Here is an 18279-nt window from a genome sequence, read left to right as displayed (position 1 = left end):
AGTCATGGACAGAGGACTCGCAGGTGTCTGGCCAGCTCTTTTCGATGGCTTCGCCACCACAGTCATAGTCAGCTTTTCAGCGCTGCTTCTCGGTGCGCCGCTGGCCATTCTCCTTGCCGCAGCTTCACGCGGCGGCAGGGTTACAACCCGTCTGGCGGGACTTTATCTCTCCTTTTGGCGGGGGACGCCCATCCTCGTCCAATTGTTGATCGTCTTCTATCTGCTGCCATTTTTCGGGCTGGAGTTGCAACCAACGCTAGCCGCAACACTGGCGCTCGCATTGAACACCGCAGCCTTCCAGTCCGAGATCTACCGCGCCGGACTGCTGGCAGTCCCGAAGGGTGAGATCGAGGCTGCCAGCATGCTCGGTCTGTCCGCAAGCCAGACGTTTTTCAGGATCGAAGCGCCCCAAGCGATACGTCTGATGCTGCCGGCCCTGATCGGGGAAATGCAGGCTCTGGTGAAAAACTCCTCGCTGGTATCGGTGATCGCCGTCACCGACATCACCCGTCGGGCGCAGCAGGTCGCCGCATCGACATTTCGTCCACTGGAAGCCTATACCTCGGCTTTGTTACTTTACGTGATCATCGGCGCAGTTCTTGCGTGTATTGGCCTTTTGTTGGAGCGCCACCTATCACGGGAGGCGAAACAATAATGTCGGATTTTGTCAACGATATTCCATTATACGCGGCGGGCCTTGCCACTACGATTGGTGTTTCGCTGCTGGGCATCTTCATTTCCGTAGTCGGCGGCATTTTTCTTGCACTTGCATTGCGCAGTCGCCTTCGGCTCATTGCGATTCCGGCCCGCGGTTACATCGAATTTTCGCGTGGCGCACCTCTCGCGCTGGTGTTGTTCCTCCTCTATTACGGAGGCCCGCAGTTCGGTTTGCTGCTGAGCCCCCATGTCGCCGGCATCGTCGGTCTCGGGCTTTATGGAGCCGGACCGTTTGCGGAAATCTTTCGTGCCGGCTTCAGTGCGATACCGAAGGGTGAACGGGAGGCCGCCGAAATGCTTGGCCTGACACCGGGCCAGCGCTTTCTCAATATCGAACTGCCCCAGGCATTGCGGGTCACGCTTCCCGCCAGCGTCGGGCAGACAATCAATCTGGTCAAGGAATCTGCCGTGCTTTCAGTCATCACGCTTGGTGAACTGACAAAGGTCGCAGGTACGATCAGCTCCATCACCTTCGCTGTCGTCACCCCTTATCTTACCATCGCCCTCCTCTACTGGGCGCTCGTCGAAACTATCGCGCGTCTCGGTTTCTATGCAGAGCGACGCTTTACGGTGAAAGGCTCCTGATATGACCGCAAGTAAAGCTGCAATCTCGGTGCGCGGACTTCAGAAGCATTTCGGCGACAAGAAGGTGCTGACCGGCATCGACCTCGATATTCATGCTGGCGATGTTACCTGCATCATCGGCCCATCTGGTTCTGGCAAGAGCACGCTGTTGCGCTCTATTGCTTTTCTCGATCCTTACGACGGCGGCGATGTGCAGGTTTTTGGAAAGCTGATCGGCTGGCGGGAAACGCCACTCGGACGGGAACGGGCCGGTGTGAGGCAACTGGCGGAAACACGCAGGCCCCTTGGCATGGTGTTCCAGCACTTCCACCTCTGGCCGCACATGAGCGTGCTCAACAATGTGACCCTGGCACTTCGGCTGGTGCATGGTGTGCCTCGAAAGCAGGCAGAGGAAACAGGGCGGGCGATGCTGGAGAAGGTCGGGCTTTCCACCTTCGCGGATCGCCGTCCCGAAAGCCTTTCCGGGGGGCAAAAGCAGCGCGTGGCCATTGCCCGGGCGCTGGCAGTCCGGCCGAGGGCGATGCTTTTCGACGAACCCACCTCGGCGCTCGACCCGGAACTGGTGGGCGAAGTGCTTTCTGTCATGAAGACACTCGCGACAGAGGGAATGACCATGGTCATCGTCACCCACGAGATGGGTTTTGCCGCCCATGCGGCCAGCCGCGTCGTCTTCATGGATAGCGGCCGCATTGTCGAGGAGGGCCCGCCGCAAATGCTTTTCGCCACCCCGAAAAGCGAACGTCTTTCTCAATTTCTCCAGACCTGGCGCGAACGCGCATTTTGATAGCTTGAAAGGAACGATCATGGCTGCTCACGGATACGATAAAGGCCGGCTTAACCTGCCCTTCGTCGGCATTTCCACCTTTGCCAAGAGCCCCTATGTCGAGAACTGGGACCAGATCGACGCCGATGTCGCGATCCTCGGCGCACCGTTCGATTTCGGTACGCAGTGGCGATCCGGCGCCCGTTTCGGGCCAAGGAGCATACGCGAGGCGTCTACGCTGTTTGCCTTCGGCCACGCCGGTGCCTACGATCACGAGGACGACGTGACGTATCTAGAAGGTGTAAGGATCGTCGATATCGGCGATGCCGATATCATTCACACCGACACCGCATCGAGCCATGCCAATATTGAAATCGGCGTTCGCAAGATCCTTTCGGCAGGTGCGCTTCCAGTCGTGCTCGGCGGCGATCATTCCATCAACATCCCCTGCATCAACGCCTTCGGCGATCAGGAACCTGTCCATCTCGTGCAGTTCGATGCGCATCTCGATTTCGTCGATGAGCGCCACGGCGTACGCTTCGGCCATGGCAGCCCGATGCGTCGTGCTTCGGAAAAGCCTTGGGTGACCGGCATGACGCAGCTCGGCATCCGCAATGTGTCATCCACCGCCAAGGAAGGTTACGACCACGCCCGCGCCCAGCGGTCGGACATCCTGTCCGTGCGCCAGATCCGCAAACTTGGCGTAGATGCGGTTCTCGAGCGTATTCCAGCAGGCAAACGCTATTACCTCTCAATCGACATCGACGGCTTCGATCCATCGATTGCACCTGGCACCGGCACACCCAGCCATGGAGGCTTCATCTATTATGAGGTCCTGGAACTGATTGCCGGTCTTGCAAAGCGAGGCACCATTGTCGGTGTCGATCTTGTCGAGGTCGCGCCCGATTACGACCACACCGGAACAACAGCTATTCTGGCTGCACAGCTTCTGCTCAATACGATAGGTCGGATATTCGCGGTAAATGTCTCAGCAAATGGAAGGAATTCTCGCGTTGAATGATGCTTTCGCAGATAGCCTGGCTTTTCACTTGAAATATCGCGAGTTGGAATCGCGCTCAAATTCGTGTCGTAAGAGTCCGCCTGAAGCGTGTGATTCTTACGACAACGTTTTGTCCACGTCACTTTTGGGTACACCCAAAAATTACATTCAAATGTGACGCTCGCAGAGCGTTTCCGCGATCGTAGCCAGGAGAACCTATCGATCCGGGCATCGGCCCTCAACCTGGTCGTCACCGCCATCATTCACTGGAATACGATTTATACCGGCCGCGTCGTCGATGCCGTGCGAAACGCTGGAGAAGCCGTCCCCGAGCATCTGCTTTCCAGTCTGTCCCCGCTCACATGGGAGCACGTGAGCCTGACCGGCGACTACCTTTGGGAAGACAAACCCGCTGTCGAAGAAAAGGGCTTCCGCGCAATCTCGTTCGGTCTTTGATCCGGCTACCGTATATCTGTGCCCCTTTAATGTTCATGGGCCCTCTTGCGCAGTGCAGGTGATTGCGACGTCCGAAGATTGTCCGGTCATAGTGTTAAATCGTGCTCGGTGCTGTTGAAAGCGACTTGCCGGTGATCTGGCTGGCGGCCACCGCATAACCGCCGGCGGCGCCATCGATGAAATGGATGTGATCGCGCGCGATCGGCGTCGGCACGAAGCAGGTCATCAGCGCTGAGGATTGTCGATGCAGGCCGTAGCGAGCCACACCCTTGGCCTGTGCCTGTTGCAGCAGGGTCTCGATGCGCTTCAGGTGTTCGGCGTCGACGTCGATCGTCATCTTCAGCCCGTCATCGAACTTGCGGAAATCGGAATTGTCGGCGACGTCGCGCTTGTAGCGGCGTGCATCGAAGCGGCCGAGCGGAATGCCGAGCCTGTAGCACGCAACCGTGATGCCGAGCTGCAGGAAGATGAAGAGCTTCTGCCACAACCGCCGGCTGGGTGGCGCGGTGGCTTTGGCCTCGCGATTGATGCCATGCAGCGAGAAGGCAAGGTCCGGACCATCGGCCGGTACCGGATGGCTGTCCCTGTTCTGCTCGGTGGTGATGGCGACGATGCCGCCGACGAGCTCTTGAAATTCCCGGCCTGGCCGACCTTCGCCGGGCACGGCGATAATCGAGACGATCTCGCCGTTTCTCGCATCGATCGGGCTCCAGCGGCAGGAGAGACCGGTCAGATCGGGGCGGGTTCCAGCCGGCGCGCGGGCAATGCCGTAACGGCCGAGCTTCATCTGTCTTTCGGCCCAGCTGGTGCCGCCGCCCCAGAACATCGCATAGGTGACGTTGGGGCTTGCGGAGTAACGCGCGACACGGACGTCGAGGCCCTCGGCGCGGGTGTCGGCGACCGGCACGATGGCGACGCGCAGCACCAGGTTCAGATCTTCCTCGACCCAGACCTGCGCGGCGGCAAGGGCGTCGCGTGCCGCCGCCTCCAGCGAACCCGGAAGCGCGATCAGCGCGCCGTCGCCGCCGAAGACGAAGGGATAGTCGCCCTTGCCGACGGCATTCAGCACCGCTGAGATGACGCTGGCGCCCGCCATGTTGACGTCCTTGTAACGGCCGGCGCCGATCGCCTGCGTCGAGCCGACGATGTCGGCGAGCGCCAGCACCCATCCGTCCGGCAACGGCCGGTAGTTGGCCGCGTCGGTCACGCCCTCGAATTCGCTGAAGAGCGGCACTTCGGCAAAGAAATCTTCGTCGGTCACGGTTTTCATGTCATCGAGCTTAGCACAGACCCATGTTGCCACTGCAACGCCAATTCCCATTTACGGCAATCGACTTGGCAAGGTTTCATGTGTTAGAGCCTTTCCTGGTTTCCGGGACGCACGGAAACGCCCTATCTTTTTGTTTTTATGCAATTCCGAACGCAAAACCGCTGCCGCACTTTTTGCTGGAATTGCTCCAGGACCGCTAACGATTTCATGACGGATACGGATTAGATGAGCCGCCTCGACAGCTTCATTCGCCGGTTGACGGCTCAACGCGACATTCTGAACTCGATCATCGATCTGGTGGGAGAAATTGAAGGCCCGGTGCTGGAGTTCGGCCTCGGTAACGGCCGCACCTATGATCACCTGCGCGAGAATTTTCCAGGCCGGCGCATCGTCGCCTTCGATTGGGAAGTGCGCTCCTATTCGGCCTCGACACCGGAGGCAGAAGACATGGTGACCGGCAATATCCGCGAGTCCGGTCAGGCCTTCGTCGGCATTGGCGCGGCCCTTGCCCATGCCGATATCGGCACCGGCCACGACGAGATCGATGCGGTGACGCTGACCTGGCTGCCGCAGCTGGTGGCCGGCGTGCTCGCCCATAACGGCTTCGCCGTCAGCGGGCTGCCGCTGGAGCATCCCGAGCTGGTGGCGCTGCCGCTGCCGGACGGCATCAAGGAAGGCCGTTATTTCCTCTACCGGCGCACGTAGAGGATAGCATCGGCCCCACTGCATAAAATTATGCAGCCATTCAAAGTGCTACAGAGCCGCGGCTCTCGAAAAGAGGCGCGGCGCTGTCGTGTTTCGCTTCACGCCACCAGACCCTTGGTCAGTTCCAGCGCCTGCCGTTCGAACAGCCGGCGATAGATACCGTTGTTGAGCCGGATCAGCGCCTGGTGGTCGCCTTCTTCGACGATATTTCCCTTGTCGAAGACCAGCAGCCGGTCCAGCGCTCGCACCGTGGACAGCCGGTGGGCGATCACCAGCGTCGTGCGGCCGTTCATCAGACGTTCCATGGCCTGCTGGATCTGCACTTCGCTCTCGCTGTCGAGGCTCGATGTCGCTTCGTCCAGGATCAGCACCGGCGCGGCCGCCAGGAAGGCACGGGCTATGGCGACACGCTGCCGCTCGCCGCCCGACAGCTTGACGCCGCGTTCCCCCACCATCGTCTCATAGCCCTTGGGAAGGTCCATGATGAAGTCGTGGGCACTCGCCTGTTTTGCCGCCTGCTCGATCTCGCGGCGCGAGGCGTTCGGCCTGGAATAGGCGATGTTTTCCGCCAGCGTACGGTGGAACAGAATGGGCTCCTGCTGCACGATGGCGATCTGGCCGCGCAGGCTTGATTGCTTGACCCCTGCGATATCCTGCCCGTCGATGCGGATCGCCCCCGAGTTGACGTCATAGAGGCGCTGGATGAGCTTGACGAAGGTCGTCTTGCCAGAGCCCGAATGTCCCACCAGGCCGACGCGCTCACCCGGCTTGATGGTGACCGAAAAGTCGTCATAAAGCGGGGTGGGATGCGCGCCATACTGGAAGGTGATGCGATCGAAGACGATCTCGCCCTCGCCGATATTGATCGGCTTGGCGTTGGGCTTGTCCTCGATGCCGAGCGGCATCTTGTCGAGCAGCACCAGTTCTTCCATGTCGTTGACGGCACGCTGCAGATTGCGGATGTCCTGGCCGACATTGCGCAGATAGCCTTGCAGAACGAAGAACATGGCCAGCACGAAGGTGATGTCGCCAGGCGTCGCCAGCCCCTGCCGCCACATCACCAGGCCCGTTCCCAGAATACCTGCCTGCATCGAAACCATCAGGAAGCCCTGGATCGTGCCGCTCAATGTGCCGCGCTTCCATGTCCGACGCGTGCGGCTGTCCCATTTGGCCAGCACCTGGCCCAGTCGCGTCTCTTCGCGGCTTTCAGCGCCGAAGGCCTTGACCACCGAATTGCAGCTGATGGCATCCGCCAGTGCGCCACCCAGCTTGGTGTCCCAGGCATTGGCAAGCCGTGCCGCCGGCGACACGAAGCCCATGGAAAGCGCCACGGTCACGCCGATATAGATCAGCGACCCCGCAGCCACGATCAGGCCCATGATCGGCCAGTAACTGCCGAGCACGATACTGGCGCCGACCAGCATGACGATGGACGGCAAAAGCGCGACCAGCAACAGGTCGTTGAGCTGGTCGAGTGCCCACATGCCGCGGGTGATCTTGCGCACCGTCGAACCGGCAAAGCTGTTGGCGTGCCAGTCGGTCGAAAACCGCTGCACCTTGTGGAAGCCGTTATTCGTCACATCCGCCATGGTGCGCAGCGTCAGCCGGATGATGCCGTTGAAGATGAACCAGCGCAGTGCCACGCTGGTCAGGCCCAGAGCCACGACGATGACGAAGGCGCGCAGCGCCCGGTCAGCCGCATTGCTGCCGGCAATGGCATCGACGATCTGGCCGGAAAAAACCGGCACCATGACTTCGGCCAGCGTGCTGGCAATGACCAGCACAATAATAATGCCCACCAATACGGGCCGATGGCGCCAATGATGGAAAACAAAGCCGAGCACATGGCGATAGGCATCGGCGCGGAAATCGAGCTTCTTGCGAGTCATTTTAATCGCTCGGCGCCGTGTCGGCGGCCGGTCCTCAAAATCGAGAGTTGGATGGCACAGCCCAGGCGGGAGACGAAATGATCCCGTCAGATCAATCGGGCTATGAATTAGGGGAAAACCGCATGTCGGGCGCGCTTGAGGCGGGCCGCGAATGGAAATGACCTAGTGTCGGGACATTCCGCACGGGAAGGTTTCGATGATTGCTGGCATGCAACGCCTCCCTTATGTTTGAACTAAAGCGGTGAGCGTTTTGTACCGAAGCAATTCGCCATTGCCAAGCGGATATTTGCAACCTTACAGAAAGTGATGCGGAAACGACACACCTTGTGCGCTTGCGAGGTGACGGTTCGGCCGGCGTGCTCGCCCGTATCGGCATCGCCGTCTGTGGTCTGCCGCTGGAGCACTCCGAGCTTCTGTCTCCGCCTGCCGACGTCAAGGAGGGCCGGTATTTCCTCTACCGCAGGACGTAATCCCCGCTCAGGAAGCGCAGGAATAGGATGTGGCCGGGCGGGCGGTCAGTTTCGCCTCGAAGTCGGCGGCGATTTTGTCCAGCGTCACACTGTCCAACCGTCGCAGCAGCAGCGCCTGGGCTTCCTTCATCGCGTCGCCGAGGGCGACGTTCACCGCTTGTTCCACGAGGCATTCCGGCTGATCGTCGGCTGGGCCGATGGCGAAGAGATGCGGCTCACCGATGGCGCGGTAGACGTCGAGCAGGGTGATCTCAGACAAGGGGCGCACCAGCGTCCAGCCGCCGCCATGGCCTTTCTCGGAGCGGACGTAGCCCTGTTCGCGAAGGCCGGCCATGGTGCGGCGGACGACGACCGGATTGGTATTCAGCATCTTGGCAATCATGTCGGAGGTCGCCGAATGCTGGTGTTTATCCATGTGGATCAGCACGTGCAGCATGCGTGAAAGGCGGCTGTCATTGCGCATGGGTCTCTTCCTGTCGATCGGACGGGTCATTATCGCAAGCGGATCGTAACAAGACAAGTGACATGATGCTTGACGGCGTCATGTCATGTAACTTATGTTGAGCCATGAGTTCGATACCCAAGGAGAGTTCCATGTCGTTCGAAGCCATCGTCATCGGCGGAAACTTCGCCGGCCTTTCGGCCGCCATGCAGCTGGCCAGGGCGCGGCGGCGCGTGCTGCTCGTTGATGCCGGCGCGCCGCGCAATCGCTTTTCTGAAGCGTCGCATGGGTTCTTGGGCCAGGACGGCCAGAGGCCGGCGACGATCATGCGGGAGGGAAAACGGCAACTCTCGCTTTATCCGACCGTCACAATCCGACAGGGGAAGGTCGTCCGGGCGCAGAGCGATGGTGACGCGTTCATTGTCGGCACCGAAGACGGCGACGAAGAACGAGCCGCGCGCATCCTGCTTGCAACCGGCGTCAGCGACACACTGCCGGAAATCCCGGGCCTCAAGGAGCGATGGGGCCGCTCCGCGCTGCACTGCCCCTATTGCCACGGTTTTGAGGTCAGTGGCGGCGAGCTCGGCGTTCTCGCAAACCATCCGCATTCGGCCCATTCGGCCATGATGATCCCGGACTGGGGCGCAACGACCTTTTTCACCCAGGCGCTGTTCGAGCCCGAGGAAGAGCAATTGGTGAAGCTGACAGCCCGTGGCGTCCGCATCGAACGCAGCCCTATCGTCGAATTGTTGGGCGACGATCCGAAGCTTGAGGCCGTTCGCCTCGCTGATGGCCGCGTCGTGCCGCTCGATGCCGTCTTCGTCGCGCCGAAGACTTCGATGGCAAGCCCGGTTGCCGAACAGCTCGGCTGCGCCTTCGACGACGGCCCGTTCGGGCCGGTCATCCGGACCGGTGAGAATAAGGAAACCACTATCAAGGGTGTCTTTGCCGCCGGCGATGCGGCAAGCGCCATGCATAATGCCACGCTCGCTTCCGCCTCAGGCGTGCTCGCCGGCGTGCATTGCCATCAATCGCTTGTCATGCATTCGGTCGTATAAGGCGGAAACAGCACGTCAAACGGGTGAAAGTTTCCCAGCAGGTCAGGTCCACATCGCTTCGTCGAACTGAAAATCTCAGCGCTTTAAGCATTGCTTTTAATATAATCAGCCGATTACCGCTGAAACACATAAATCCGCGGCAATATGGAGCAATTGCCACAAGCCACGGTTAAGTTACCGCCAGTACCGCCCCGGTGTCGTACTGACGCACGAAATCCACCCGCATGCCGTTCCAGTGATAGCAGTAATGACGCCCTTGGACAGGAATGGTTATGGCGTCCGGCCAGAAAATGCCGATACAACGTTGACCGGGCATTCGAACGCTGTTCCACAAGAGACCATCGCTTCCCGCTGCACGAAGTTCGCGTCCCTCAATCTGGGAAGCGGTGTAATCGTCCGGATGCAGGGCGCCAGGCACCGCGTTCACGTCGTCCAGTTCTCGGTCCACGCTGCCCACTAGGACGCGAAAGTCCGATGTCCACCCCGCACGCTGGGGCGTTGAGCTCATGAACTTCTGATGATGATGTATTGTTTCGGCGACAGCGACTTCTTCGCTGTCGCCTGCATAGTAGAGACCATAGCTTCCGTCCGTGAAGCGTCCCGGCCGCCCCGTTGAGCAATGGACGAATGGGGCCATTACATAACTAGCGCCGGTCCCCGAAACGCGGCGGTTCGCGGGCACCTTTCCAAGATCGCCCACCTCATATCGAATGCGCGGATTCGTTTTCGCCTCGACGGCCACAAGGGCCTCCCAGTCGCGGGGGTCGGCGATGTCCTCGAACAAATCGATTGGCGGATAGATCGATCGAATGATGCGGTAGGTTTTAGGCCACTGTACGTGGGAGCGGACAGCAAGCCCACTTACCATGCGCTCCGCTCCGCATCGAGCCATTCACGCATCACGGCAAGATCAGAAAGCTCGCCCTCAAGCATCACGTCCAGCGCCGACTTGCCGCCAAAGGCCGCATTAGGTGCTTTGATCCACTCATATCCCCTTGATGGGTCCTTAAACAGATGTCGCACCCCCTTGTGGATACCCATTAGGTGAGCCATCCGCATTTTCAGGTCCCGATCGACACGTCCCACGTTGCCTTCTTTCCACCGTGCCCATGTGCGGGCTGACAAACCTCCGAGCAAGGTGCAAGCCTGGGCCTCCGTGAGCTTCCAGGCGTTGAAGAGGTTTACCGTCGTGCGGGCCAGCGCCCCTGCTTCCACATCGGTGATTTCAGCCGATGTCCTGTTAAAGGGAGTCGAAGCAATAGGTTGAAGCTGCATGGCATCCTCTCTTTCTGGCAGAAAGATAGCATATTGTTGCCAATTGGCAAATCCAAATTCTCCTTCAAACGACCGCATCACATGGACAGCAAAAAGGGTGGCCGAACGACTCGTCACCGAGGTGAAAATCTCAAGGCGTTAATCATTGCTTCTAAAATAACGTGCCGTTGCAACCGACTTATTGCAATTTCTACGTTTGAATTGTAGCTGTTTTTCAGCCGCAGCTACTATGGCTCAACGACCGTGGTGAGACAGTAGCAGACGCGCAGCACGCAGGACGGGGGCATCGAGTTGGGGTTTACTGACGCTGTTGGGACGGCTCTTGTACAGAAATATGCAACTTTCTCGGGCAGGGCCTCCCGCTCGGAATATTGGTGGTTTGTCTTATTCTATTTCACGGTGCTGATCGCGATCGGAATCGCGTGTCTTGTGACCTCCAACTTTTCCGATTTCCGGGACGGAGTTCCGCCACCAGTCGGCCTCCTCGTGTTCATCGGCGGATTGACTTGGCTGGCAATGTTTTTGCCACAGGTGGCCCTTCAGGTTCGCCGTTTCCATGATCGAAATATTTCCGCTTGGTGGTATCTCGCGCTGTTCGGCGGCGGCTTCGTTCCCTACTTCAACGTCATTGCCGGTATCGCGATCCTCGTGATCTGCTTGCTTCCAGGCACGGAAGGTCCGAACAAATACGGGCCAGATCCGCTGCGTCCCCAAGCGCGAGCGGAGGTCTTTGCCTAGCACATGGCCATCCGCAACGTTGGCCTGTTGGGTCTGTCCCCGGGCCACGATTCAGTTTCCGCATCAGCGAGCGTCTGTTTGAAGCAACCGACTTATTGCAATTTCTACGTTTGAATTGTAGCAGTTTTCTGAAGTGACTTTCAGGCAAGACGATGATGAGACCGTCGATCACCGTGCTTGAATCAGCATAAATGGGGGCATTGAAATGGGATTTACTGAAGCTGTTCGGACAGTTTTAACGCAGAAGTACGCAACCTTCTCCGGCAGGGCTTCCCGCTCGGAATATTGGTGGTTCGTGTTGTTCTATACCTTGGTAGGGCTCGCGCTTGTAATTTTGGCTTTGGCGGTAGGCGCCTTTTCCGACCAACAGGGTGGAGTTTCGTCAGCGGTGGTCGCCATCATGGTGATCGGCGGATTGTTTGGACTTGCAATCTTTTTACCAATATTATCCCTTCAGGTTCGCCGTTTCCACGATCGCGACATTTCCGGTTGGTGGTATCTCGCGCTGATCGTCTTGGGCATGGTTCCCTATATCGGTACCATTACCGGTCTCGCGATCACGGTTATTTCCGTAATGAGGGGCACGGATGGTCCGAACAGGTTCGGGCCGGATCCGCTGCGTCCCGAAGCGAGAGCAGAGGTCTTTGCTTAGAGAATGACCATCCGCAATCTCGGCCTGCTGGTGGCTCTGTTGCTTGCCGCCTCGGCTCAGTTTTCGCCTGCTTGGGCGCAAGACAGCGACAGTCAGCAGGTTGGGGGCGGCGATCATCAAAAGAGCGCCGTCGGAGCCGAATATGCCGCGCAGTGCCAGCAGAACGGATTGCGCTGCACGCTCGTCTATGGCGACGCCTCTGCAAAGGTCGAACCGGCATCGAATACGACAAAATCGTCGCCACAACGCAAGCCGTTGATGAGCCCGCGGGAGCCGGTCGTCAACGGTCCTCTGGCGGTTGCTATCGTGCTTGTCGGTCTCATCGTGGTCATCGGCTTGTGGATACGCTTCGGCAACGGTGGCGTCTTGCTTTCATCGGCCCCACGCGACATCAAGCGGCAGGGGGAGGCGCCGGAAAGCTGGCGCACGTCAGCAGCCGAGGCCGAGGAAAAGCCGAGCGACTTTCTGCAGCGCATTGCCGCCATGGCGGATCGCAGGCAGGCGCTTGTCCTCCTGCTCCGACATTGCCTGCTTCATGCAGCAGATATGACGGGAACACGGCTTTTCCGCTCGGATACGGAACGGGCCGTTTTCGCCCGTCTACCGAGCAATATGCCCGAACGCGATCGGCTTGAAAATTTTCTGACGGCAGTGGAGCTCGTTCATTACGGCGGCCGCACGCTTGCGGAAAGCCATTTCGGCGTCCTTCTGACGACGGCGCGCGGCTTGCTGTCATCAGGCAGAGTGGCCAATGCGTAACTCGGGGCCTCTTCTGTTGCTGGGGCTGCTGCTTGCGCTGGCGGCTCTGGCAGTCTTTGCGCTTTCGCGCGGCAGCGACTTCGACCGCTCGCCGCTTGGCAACAAGGGGTTGGAAACGTGGCTGCAAGCCAAGGGTATCCCTGTCGTACGATCCGACCCTCATGTCGCTCGGGCGCGCTCGGAAATCTCGCTGCGCATCATTCCCCTGTCGATACACCAAGCCGAGGCTGTCGCACCTCAGGCAAACGAGGAAGCGGATGACGCAGGACCAGATAGCCCGATCCGGGAGTCAAACCGCTATGCGCTGCCGACACTGATCGTTTTGCCGAAATGGCGCGGTAGCGTCTCAACGGATGGTGTTGCCGGCAAATCCGGACTGGCCGATCTCTCCGATATCGGCGGCGAACTCGACAAGATCGGTTATTCAGATTTTGGCTTCGCCCGCAGTAGCACCGATTTTGAAGAGGCGCAACCACAGCTGAAACCGGGCCAGCCAATCAAGATTGCCCTCTATCTGGCCCAAACCTTCGAACGGTCCAGCCTCCCGAGCGGTTGGGAGGAGCTCGCGGGCACGCCGTCGGGCGCGCTGCTCCTGCGTGGCGCGGACGACCCCAACGTCTATCTGCTGTCGGATCCGGACCTGTTGAACAATCACGGACTGGCTCTGGCCGATAACGCCTCCTTTGCCGTGTCGCTCGTCACGCTGTTACGCGGCGCGGGCGAGAAGCGGCCGGTCTATCTGGATACGGCCGGCCTGCCCCTGGATAGCAAGAAACCGGCGGATGAGGGCCGGACCTACGAGCGCTCTGCCTCCGATTTCAAGCGGTTTTTCGCTTATCCGCTGTCCGTCATCTGGGGAGTGCTGTTTGTCGTCGCCGCGATTTGTTTCTGGCGCGGCGCCTATCGCTTCGGGCCTGCCTTGAAGGAGACATCCGGAAACATCGAGCTGTCGAAGACCGCCGCGATCGACGCGACGGCGCGTCTGCTGCGCCTGTCGGGCAATGATGGCCGGATGACCGGACAGTTCGTGCTCCATCTGCTTGCGGACAAGGCGCAACTGGTCTTCGGCCCCGGAGCCGGAAACGAGGCGGGCATAGAGCGGCTGTTTCAACGCCTGGCGCGCCGCGATCAGGCGGCGGCGAAGGCATTGCATTCGTCAGCGCAGGCGCTGATCGATCGTGGACATCGGATGACGCGGGCGGATCTGCACCGCAATCTCGAAATTTTTAGAAAATCGCTGGGGAGCACTGACCTTGGATCTAGGTGAATTTCGCAATCTTATCGCTGCGGTTCGTGGCGAAATCGGCAAAGCGGTGCAGGGGCAGGACGCGATCATCGATCTCGTCCTGATCTCGATCTTTGCCGGCGGGCATTGCCTGGTCGAAGGTCCGCCCGGCACGGCCAAAACCCTGCTTGCCCGGTCGGTCTCTGCTGCCATGGCGCTGCAATATCGTCGCATCCAGTTCACGCCAGACCTGATGCCCGGCGATGTTCTGGGCGTCAATCTCTTCAATTTCCAGACCAATCAGTTCCACCTGACCAAGGGCCCGGTCTTTACCGACATTCTTCTCGCCGATGAGATCAATCGCGCGCCCCCGAAGACGCAATCCGCCCTGTTGCAGGCGATGAACGAGCGGATGGTCACGCTTGATGGAACCGATTATTCCCTGGGACCGGATTTCTTCGTGCTTGCCACGCAAAACCCGATCGAGCAGCAGGGCACCTATCCTTTGCCCGAAGCACAGCTCGATCGCTTCCTGTTCAAGCTTGTCGTCGATTTTCCCAGCCGCGATACGGAAATTGCCATCCTCTCCAAACACGCGACGCAGGCGCTGAAATCAGACCTGCGCAATGCCGGCATCCGTCCGCTTGTCACAAGTGCCGCACTTGCCGAGGGGCGGGCGCTGATCGATGCGATCCGTCTGGACAACACGATCCTGACCTACATCGTCGACCTGGTGCGCGCCACGCGCTCCGATCCCGACATTCTCTATGGCGCATCCACCCGCGCGGCCGACGCCGTAGCATCGGCAGTGCGCGTGCGCGCGGCGTTCGAGGGAAGGGATTACGGCTTGCCGGACGATGTCCAGGCGTTGCTGGTGCCTGCCTTGCGCCATCGCATCGTGCTTTCGCCCTCGGCAGAAATTGATGGGCGCACGCCGGACGAGGTGCTGCGGAACATCATGAACCGCGTGGATGCGCCCCGTTAAATGCGGCCATCCTCCACTCTGATCGCGCTCGTTCTGATATCCGCCGCGGTGACGGTCTTCACCAGCGTGTGGTGGCGCGACATGAGCTACTTCTTGCTCCTCATGTGGCTTGCGCTTGCAGCCCTGACCGTCGCCGATCTGGTCATCTCCAACTTGGCGGGCAGGATGACGGTCGATTTCGATCTGCCGCCGCAGGGCTTTGTCGGCCATACCGCCGCGTTTACGGTCGGTATCCGGTCGCAGCTGTCCCGGAAAATCGAAATCCGGCTCGATCTCGCTCCCGAGCTGGTCGTCGACGAAATCAGATGGCTCAACCCTGCATCGGGTGCCGGAGAAGGAGAGGTCAAGGCCTCTCTGGACCTTCATCTGACCCGGCGGGGACGATACGCGGTCAATGCGCTATGGCTGAAGTGGCCATCGCGATTGAAGCTGCTCGAGATCATCGCGAAGATGCCCGTCGGGCAAGAGATCGCTGTCCAGCCCGACATATCGCCGGTGCTGTCGGGAGCGATCAGGACCCAGATCCTGCCGCTGGAGGCCGGCCAGAAGGATTTGCGGTTGCGCGGCGAGGGATCGGAATTCCACCAGCTGCGTGAATTTGTAAGCGGCATGGATCCGCGCAGCATCGATTGGAAGCGCTCGGCGCGCATGCGCAGTCTCGTCGTGCGCGAGATGAGGGCCGAACGAAACCACCAGATCATCCTCTGCGTCGATTCCGGACGGCTGATGGCCGAGCAGCTTGCGGGCTTCACGAAGCTCGATCGCGCCATCAATGCGGCGCTCGCCATGTGCTGGGGCGCGGGCCTTGCCGGCGATCTCGTCGGTTTTTACAGCTTCGACAGCCGGCCGCGTCTGTTCGTGCCGGCCTTGCCCGGACGAGCGGCCTTTCCGCGGCTGCAGACGGTGTGCGCCGGGCTGCGCTACGAAACCCAGGAGACCAACCATACTTTGGGACTGACCCACCTGTCGGGACGCCTGAAGCGACGTTCGCTGATTGTGATATTCTCCGATTTCGTCGACACCATCACGGCGGAGCTGATGATCGAGAACATGCAGGTGCTCGCCCGGCATCACTTCGTCGTCTATGTCGCCTTGCGCGATCCGATGCTGGCCAAGCTCATCGAGCCTGAGGAAACGACGCTCGATGCCGTCGCCCGCTCGGTTGCGGCGCGCCAGATCCTTCACGAAAGGCGCGCCGTCATGGAAAAGCTGGCGCGTCTCGGGGTGCTTTGCCTCGACAGCACGCCGGAGGCACTGACTTCGGATCTCATTGCGCGCTACATCGAAATCAAATCCCGTGAGATGATATGATGGATATCGGTATCGACGGCAGGATGGATAGGGGCGCGACAGTCAATGTCGGCGCCGTCCAGAACGATACGCTTCGTTCGGCCCGCTTCCGGCTGGAGCGCGAGGCACACTGGCGTCAACTGGACGAACTCGTGACGCGTGCCGAGAAAGGGGGCGCAGCCACACTCGGCTATGATGAAGTCCGCAATCTCGCTACCGGATACAGGCAGGCGATGAACTCGTTGAGCGTGGCGCGCGATATTTCTCTCGATCGCGCCCTGATCGCCTATCTGGAAAGCCTCTGCGCCCGGGCCTATCTCGTCGTCTATGCCCCGCAGGAAAGCCTGGGCGGCCTGATGTCGCGCCTGCTGTTGCACGGCATTCCCCAGGCCGTGCGGCGCTCGGCCCTGCCTTTGTTCATCGGCTTCCTGGCGCTCATTTTGGGCGCGCTAGCCGGATACAGGCTCTGCGCCAACGACCCGAGCTGGTTCTATACCTTGGTGCCGCCGGAGATGGCCGACCAGCGCACGCCTGATGCCTCGACCGATTACCTCCGCTCGACCATCTATGGCGATGAAGGGCATGACAGCGACCGGCTGGCCGCATTTTCCGCCTTTCTCTTTTCCCACAACACCACCATCGTCATCCTGATCTTCACCCTTGGTGTTTTCGTGTCGGTGCCGAGCTTCATCCTGACCTTTTACAATGGTCTGATCCTCGGCGCGTTCTTCGCGATGTTTTATCGCAGAGGGCTGGGCTACGATGTGTTCGCCTGGCTCTCGATCCACGGCGTGACCGAGCTTGCGGCCATCGCCATTGCCTGCGCGGGCGGGGCAAGGCTCGGACTTGCCGTTCTCCTGCCCGGTGCCAGAACCCGAAAGGAAGCCTTGCGTCACCAGGCGCATGATGCCGTCAAGCTCGCCATCCTGGCAGCGCTGATGCTCATCGTGGCAGCCTTCATCGAAGGGTTCCTGCGTCAGCTGATTCAGGATCCGCTCTGGCGCATCGTCATCGGATGGGGGATGGGCCTCGTCTGGGTAGGCTGGCTGCTGCTTGGAGGTCGCGAAAGCAAGGTTTCGCGCGAGGCCATGCGATGAGCCAGGCAGTCACGGACGGCAAGCGCATCGAGCAGTTCATCCCGCCGGAAGGCGTCCCGATCACCTTCGCCATTGCCTCGATTGGAACCCGTTTCGGCGCGCAATTCCTCGACATCGTCTTCACCTCGATCATCATGTTCGTCTGCGCTGTGGCCATCCTCTTCACAGGCGTGCTGCCCATGACCGCCGAGGCGATGCTCATGGTGCTGCTCGGTTTTCTGGTGCAGATCCCCTATTACATCCTCTCGGAGCTCATCTGGAACGGACGCACGCTCGGGAAAAGAATCACGGGCATCCGCGTCATCAACATGGACGGACGGCGGCTCACGCCGCACCAGGTGACCGCACGCAACCTGATGAAACAGGTGGAGATTTTCGCCCCCATGGGCCTTTTGGCTTCGGTCGGCACGCAGTCGGCCTGGGAAAACGGTCTGACGAGCCTCTGGCTTTTAGCGGTGGTCATCGTCCCCTTCACCAACCGACGCCGGCAAAGGCTTGGCGACATCATCGCCGGCACCCTGGTGGTCGACACTCCGCGCTCCGTGCTGCTCTCCGATCTCGTGCTTTCTGCTCCTGCCGCCGCATCGACGCAGGCGGAGTACGAATTCCTGCCGGAACATCTCGATGTCTACGGCAAATATGAGCTGCAGACGCTGGAGGACGTGCTTCGCGACTCCACAAAGAGGTCCAACTATAAGGAGATCGAACAGATCGTTCGAACCATTACCCGAAGGATCCGGTTTGAAGACACTGTGAAGCCCGGCCGGGAGCTGCACTTCCTCAACGAGTTCTATCGGGCCCAGCGCGAGCATCTGGAAAGCTTGAAGCTTTTCGGCACGCTTCGCGAAAATAAGTATCATGAGCATGCGCAGACAAGTGCGAAGAAACTTGTTTGAGGCGGAA

The 18279-nt window shown here is 59.9% G+C and carries 19 protein-coding genes and 2 pseudogenes; 16 read left to right on the top strand and 5 right to left on the bottom strand.

Going from position 1 to position 18279, the window contains the following annotated elements:
- The first annotated feature begins 4 nt into the window (after window positions 1-4).
- The 5 genes and pseudogenes from C3Y91_RS03825 to C3Y91_RS03805 form a co-directional block, all read left to right on the top strand.
- Window positions 5-655 (top strand): amino acid ABC transporter permease, encoded by a 651-nt coding sequence (locus tag C3Y91_RS03825; protein ID WP_027690032.1) that lies wholly within the window; start codon window positions 5-7, stop codon window positions 653-655.
- The gene (locus C3Y91_RS03820; RefSeq protein ID WP_174826353.1) at window positions 655-1302 is read left to right on the top strand and encodes an amino acid ABC transporter permease; all 648 of its coding nucleotides are present in this window, start codon (window positions 655-657) and stop codon (window positions 1300-1302) included. The genes C3Y91_RS03825 and C3Y91_RS03820 overlap by 1 nt, the downstream gene beginning before the upstream one ends.
- A gap of 1 nt (window position 1303) precedes the next feature.
- On the top strand, window positions 1304-2086 hold the full coding sequence (locus C3Y91_RS03815) for an amino acid ABC transporter ATP-binding protein (RefSeq protein WP_130657188.1): 783 nt from the start codon (window positions 1304-1306) through the stop codon (window positions 2084-2086).
- Between the two features lie 19 nt (window positions 2087-2105).
- Window positions 2106-3086, top strand: a complete 981-nt coding sequence (speB, locus tag C3Y91_RS03810; protein ID WP_018071525.1) for an agmatinase — start codon at window positions 2106-2108, stop codon at window positions 3084-3086.
- A gap of 168 nt (window positions 3087-3254) precedes the next feature.
- Window positions 3255-3521, top strand: a pseudogene (locus C3Y91_RS03805) (Tn3 family transposase); the annotation flags it as partial.
- 94 nt (window positions 3522-3615) lie between these two features.
- On the opposite strand, the gene C3Y91_RS03800 reads toward C3Y91_RS03805, so the two are convergent.
- A complete protein-coding gene (locus C3Y91_RS03800; protein WP_018071523.1) occupies window positions 3616-4791 on the bottom strand; it encodes a DUF3095 domain-containing protein in 1176 nt (391 codons plus the stop codon).
- Between the two features lie 225 nt (window positions 4792-5016).
- On the opposite strand from C3Y91_RS03800, the gene C3Y91_RS03795 reads away from it, so the two are divergent.
- A complete protein-coding gene (locus C3Y91_RS03795) occupies window positions 5017-5496 on the top strand; it encodes a class I SAM-dependent methyltransferase (protein WP_164582430.1) in 480 nt (159 codons plus the stop codon).
- Between the two features lie 98 nt (window positions 5497-5594).
- Here C3Y91_RS03795 and C3Y91_RS03790 read toward each other — a convergent pair whose 3' ends face one another.
- Window positions 5595-7385, bottom strand: a complete 1791-nt coding sequence (locus C3Y91_RS03790) for an ABC transporter ATP-binding protein (RefSeq protein ID WP_130726120.1) — start codon at window positions 7383-7385, stop codon at window positions 5595-5597.
- A gap of 350 nt (window positions 7386-7735) precedes the next feature.
- Here C3Y91_RS03790 and C3Y91_RS03785 point away from each other — a divergent pair.
- Window positions 7736-7855 (top strand): annotated as a pseudogene (locus C3Y91_RS03785) (class I SAM-dependent methyltransferase); the annotation flags it as partial.
- 7 nt (window positions 7856-7862) lie between these two features.
- Here the strand turns inward: C3Y91_RS03785 and C3Y91_RS03780 are convergent.
- Complete coding sequence (locus C3Y91_RS03780; protein ID WP_029872157.1) at window positions 7863-8318, bottom strand: Rrf2 family transcriptional regulator; 456 nt, start codon at window positions 8316-8318, stop codon at window positions 7863-7865.
- A gap of 131 nt (window positions 8319-8449) precedes the next feature.
- Between C3Y91_RS03780 and C3Y91_RS03775 the strand changes: the two genes are divergently transcribed.
- Complete coding sequence (locus tag C3Y91_RS03775) at window positions 8450-9355, top strand: NAD(P)/FAD-dependent oxidoreductase (RefSeq protein ID WP_168575026.1); 906 nt, start codon at window positions 8450-8452, stop codon at window positions 9353-9355.
- A gap of 169 nt (window positions 9356-9524) precedes the next feature.
- Here C3Y91_RS03775 and C3Y91_RS03770 read toward each other — a convergent pair whose 3' ends face one another.
- Both C3Y91_RS03770 and C3Y91_RS03765 read right to left on the bottom strand, forming a co-directional pair.
- Window positions 9525-10223, bottom strand: coding sequence for an RES family NAD+ phosphorylase (locus tag C3Y91_RS03770; RefSeq protein ID WP_130784097.1), 699 nt, complete (start codon window positions 10221-10223; stop codon window positions 9525-9527).
- A complete protein-coding gene (locus C3Y91_RS03765) occupies window positions 10217-10630 on the bottom strand; it encodes an MbcA/ParS/Xre antitoxin family protein (RefSeq protein ID WP_130663637.1) in 414 nt (137 codons plus the stop codon). The genes C3Y91_RS03770 and C3Y91_RS03765 overlap by 7 nt, the downstream gene beginning before the upstream one ends.
- A 291-nt stretch (window positions 10631-10921) precedes the next feature.
- Between C3Y91_RS03765 and C3Y91_RS03760 the strand changes: the two genes are divergently transcribed.
- From C3Y91_RS03760 to C3Y91_RS03725, 8 genes are all read left to right on the top strand, one after another.
- Window positions 10922-11368, top strand: a complete 447-nt coding sequence (locus C3Y91_RS03760) for a DUF805 domain-containing protein (protein ID WP_168575025.1) — start codon at window positions 10922-10924, stop codon at window positions 11366-11368.
- A 205-nt stretch (window positions 11369-11573) separates the two neighbouring features.
- Window positions 11574-12020, top strand: coding sequence for a DUF805 domain-containing protein (locus C3Y91_RS03755; protein ID WP_047618252.1), 447 nt, complete (start codon window positions 11574-11576; stop codon window positions 12018-12020).
- A gap of 3 nt (window positions 12021-12023) precedes the next feature.
- Window positions 12024-12779 (top strand): hypothetical protein, encoded by a 756-nt coding sequence (locus tag C3Y91_RS03750; protein ID WP_130657183.1) that lies wholly within the window; start codon window positions 12024-12026, stop codon window positions 12777-12779.
- Complete coding sequence (locus tag C3Y91_RS03745) at window positions 12772-14046, top strand: hypothetical protein (protein WP_168575024.1); 1275 nt, start codon at window positions 12772-12774, stop codon at window positions 14044-14046. Before C3Y91_RS03750 ends, C3Y91_RS03745 begins: the two co-directional genes overlap by 8 nt.
- Window positions 14033-14989, top strand: a complete 957-nt coding sequence (locus C3Y91_RS03740) for an AAA family ATPase (protein ID WP_018071512.1) — start codon at window positions 14033-14035, stop codon at window positions 14987-14989. Before C3Y91_RS03745 ends, C3Y91_RS03740 begins: the two co-directional genes overlap by 14 nt.
- Window positions 14990-16300, top strand: coding sequence for a DUF58 domain-containing protein (locus tag C3Y91_RS03735; protein WP_130663591.1), 1311 nt, complete (start codon window positions 14990-14992; stop codon window positions 16298-16300).
- Window positions 16300-17376: a stage II sporulation protein M gene (locus tag C3Y91_RS03730; RefSeq protein ID WP_168575023.1), complete on the top strand. Its 1077-nt coding sequence runs from the start codon at window positions 16300-16302 to the stop codon at window positions 17374-17376. Before C3Y91_RS03735 ends, C3Y91_RS03730 begins: the two co-directional genes overlap by 1 nt.
- Complete coding sequence (locus tag C3Y91_RS03725; protein ID WP_168575022.1) at window positions 17373-18272, top strand: RDD family protein; 900 nt, start codon at window positions 17373-17375, stop codon at window positions 18270-18272. The genes C3Y91_RS03730 and C3Y91_RS03725 overlap by 4 nt, the downstream gene beginning before the upstream one ends.
- Window positions 18273-18279 lie beyond the last annotated feature (7 nt).

Origin of the sequence: Rhizobium ruizarguesonis (assembly GCF_012349115.1) — a bacterium.
Lineage (GTDB): Bacteria > Pseudomonadota > Alphaproteobacteria > Rhizobiales > Rhizobiaceae > Rhizobium > Rhizobium ruizarguesonis.
The sequence above is the reverse complement of the archived record's forward strand: the minus strand, read 5'-3'. Positions and strand labels throughout refer to the sequence as shown.